The sequence below is a fragment of the Pseudomonas sp. BE134 genome, assembly GCF_031456105.1.
Classification (GTDB): Bacteria; Pseudomonadota; Gammaproteobacteria; order Pseudomonadales; family Pseudomonadaceae; genus Aquipseudomonas.
Genome location: NZ_JAVDUA010000064.1, coordinates 1 through 2,790, shown reverse-complemented (window position 1 = coordinate 2,790; position 2,790 = coordinate 1). Strand labels below are relative to the sequence as shown.

The following is a 2,790-nucleotide window of genomic DNA, read 5'->3' as shown; positions in this document are numbered from 1 at the left end:
CACATCCGCCCCGAACTCCAAGTCTTATAACAAGGCGCTGCAAGAGACTGATCGTCTGCGTTTCCTCAGACAAATCGACAGGCCGCTGTTGGCCGCTTTCTGCCTGTCGTGAAGGGCAGCAGTCGACCCAGGCTGTGTGAAAACGTTTTAGAGCACATTTGACAGTCAGAACCAGAACGAAAATCGCGTTCCTACGTAAATTTCAGCTCCGCCGACACACCAATCATTGGCAGATTTTACGTAGCGACGCAGACTCCAAAACAGTGTCTGCGTTTTTACACAGCCTAGACCCGAAGCTGCCCTTTGCGAATGGCAGCTACACGAGTCATCGCCCCAGTTAGCTAGCGGAGTTGACGTACCGTATCGCTGATACAGAGCGGTCCCTTGCCAAGATGTCACTGGCCCAGTCTGATTCCTCGCGAATCATTGCCTGTGCTGGATTTGTACCAACTTGGGCTGGAGCAGTCTTGCGTCGACACGTGGGGCAATTCGGCGTCGGCGTCTACAAAAAAGGCCCAGCGAGGTCTAACGCCGTAGATAAGGAGGAAATGAATGGCTGGTCATAATCCAGATGATAAGTTGTATACAATTATATAGACATTTATCCTTGATCTTGAATACAGTGTGCGCATAACAAAAATCAGGGAACCCCCCAACCATGAAAACGCCCCATGTTTCACACCAACGGCCTGAGGATGAAAACCTTGGGATCGGCGCGAATATGGCTTACGGCCTGCAACATGTTCTGACCATGTACGGTGGCATCGTCGCGGTGCCGTTGATCATTGGTCAGGCCGCCGGGCTCTCGCCGGCGGACATCGGTTTGTTGATTGCTGCTTCATTGTTTGCAGGGGGGCTGGCGACGTTACTCCAGACCCTTGGTTTACCGTTTTTCGGTTGTCAGTTGCCGTTGGTACAAGGCGTATCGTTTTCTGGCGTCGCGACCATGGTGGCGATTGTCAGCAGTGGCGGGGAGGGTGGGTTTCAGTCGATTCTCGGGGCGGTGATTGCCGCGTCTTTGATTGGCTTGTTGATCACGCCAGTGTTCTCGCGCATCACCAAGTTCTTCCCGCCGCTGGTCACGGGCATTGTGATCACCACCATCGGCCTGACGCTGATGCCGGTGGCTGCACGCTGGGCCATGGGCGGCAACAGCCATGCGCCGGACTTCGGCAGCATGGCGAACATTGGCCTGGCGGCGGTGACGTTGATGTTGGTGTTGCTGCTGAGCAAGATCGGCAGCGCGACCATTTCCCGTTTGTCGATTCTGCTGGCGATGGTCATCGGCACGGTCATCGCGGTGTTCCTTGGCATGGCGGACTTCTCGTCTGTCACTCAAGGTCCTATGTTCGGCTTCCCGACGCCGTTCCATTTCGGCATGCCGACCTTCCACTTCGCCGCCATCCTGTCGATGTGCATCGTGGTGATGGTGACGCTGGTGGAAACCTCGGCGGACATCCTCGCCGTCGGTGAAATCATCGGCACCAAAGTCGATTCCAAACGCCTGGGCAACGGTCTGCGCGCCGACATGCTGTCGAGCATGATTGCGCCGATCTTCGGTTCGTTCACCCAAAGCGCCTTCGCCCAGAACGTCGGGCTGGTGGCGGTGACCGGGATCAAGAGCCGGTTCGTGGTCGCCACGGGTGGTCTGTTTCTGGTGATCCTCGGCTTGCTGCCCTTCATGGGCCGGGTCATCGCGGCTGTGCCGACGTCTGTCCTCGGCGGTGCCGGTATTGTGCTGTTCGGTACAGTGGCGGCCAGTGGTATTCGTACGCTGTCAAAGGTTGACTACCGCAACAACGTCAACCTGATCATCGTCGCCACCTCCATCGGTTTCGGCATGATTCCTATTGCCGCACCGAGCTTCTACGACCACTTCCCAAGCTGGTTCTCGACCATCTTCCACTCGGGCATCAGCTCGTCGGCGATCATGGCCATCGTACTGAACCTGACCTTCAACCACCTCACGGCCGGTAACTCGGATCAGCAATCGGTGTTTGCGGCCGGTACTGAGCGTGTGCTGCGTTATAAGGATCTGGCAGCGTTGCGTGAAGGGGATTACTTCAGCGAAGGCAAACTGCATGACTGCGACGGGAAAGAAATCCCGGTGGTGGAGGTGGATCACGGGCATGGAGAACCGAGTGCGGCACCTGCGAAAAGCAGTGAGCATGTCTGACCACACTCAAGGCTTGGAAATATAAACAATGCGTCCTTCGGGGCAATGCCAGTCAGTCAAACTGACTGGCATTTTTATTTCTGATCGGATATTTCGGAGATTTGAGCCTGATAGCCCGGAGGTAGATGCGCTCCTCTCGTCGATGAGGCAGGACGTAATGCATGACTGAAGCATGCAGCTCAGCCAGGTATTTTCGGCTGTTCCCAGAACAGTCCGCGGAGACGCTATAGATAAACCCGAGAATCGCCCAGGTACCGCGATCGGCACCTGGTAGAAAACGCTTTTGCCCGGCTGAAGCATCACCGGGCGATCGCATCACACTTAGACAAGCTCAAGAGGAATTACGAAAGTGTGGTGGCCATGGCCTGCGCCTTCCTTTGGCTACCCATGTGAAACGGGAACAGCCCCCAAAGAAGTCATATAATTATTGACCGTCTGGACAGATAATTATTGACCGAGAAGTCAGACCTGCTAAATTCCGTGCAGGCAGTTAACAACAATAATGAGTCTGCGAGGCCGTCCGTGATCCAGTTTTTACTTAACCAGGAACTCCGTAGCGAGCACGCCCTGGACCCAAACCTGACCGTGCTTAACTATCTGCGCGACCATGTGGG

General features: G+C 55.4%; 2 protein-coding genes and 1 pseudogene. All 3 read left to right on the top strand.

Annotated features, from left to right (window positions below; genetic code table 11):
• Positions 1-658 precede the first annotated feature (658 nt).
• The gene (locus tag J2Y56_RS28315) at positions 659-2,176 is read left to right on the top strand and encodes a nucleobase:cation symporter-2 family protein (RefSeq protein ID WP_310354110.1); all 1,518 of its coding nucleotides are present in this window, start codon (positions 659-661) and stop codon (positions 2,174-2,176) included.
• Between the two features lie 252 nt (positions 2,177-2,428).
• Positions 2,429-2,569, top strand: a pseudogene (locus J2Y56_RS28310) (IS5/IS1182 family transposase); the annotation flags it as partial.
• Positions 2,570-2,698: 129 nt separating this feature from the next.
• A partial coding sequence (locus J2Y56_RS28615; protein ID WP_405046892.1) for a hypothetical protein occupies positions 2,699-2,790 on the top strand: 92 nt, incomplete at its 3' end.

Excerpts from the sequence above, each read along its gene's own strand:
- J2Y56_RS28315 (WP_310354110.1), top strand. The coding sequence starts at position 659 with ATGAAAACGCCCCATGTTTCACACCAACGGCCTGAGGATGAAAACCTT.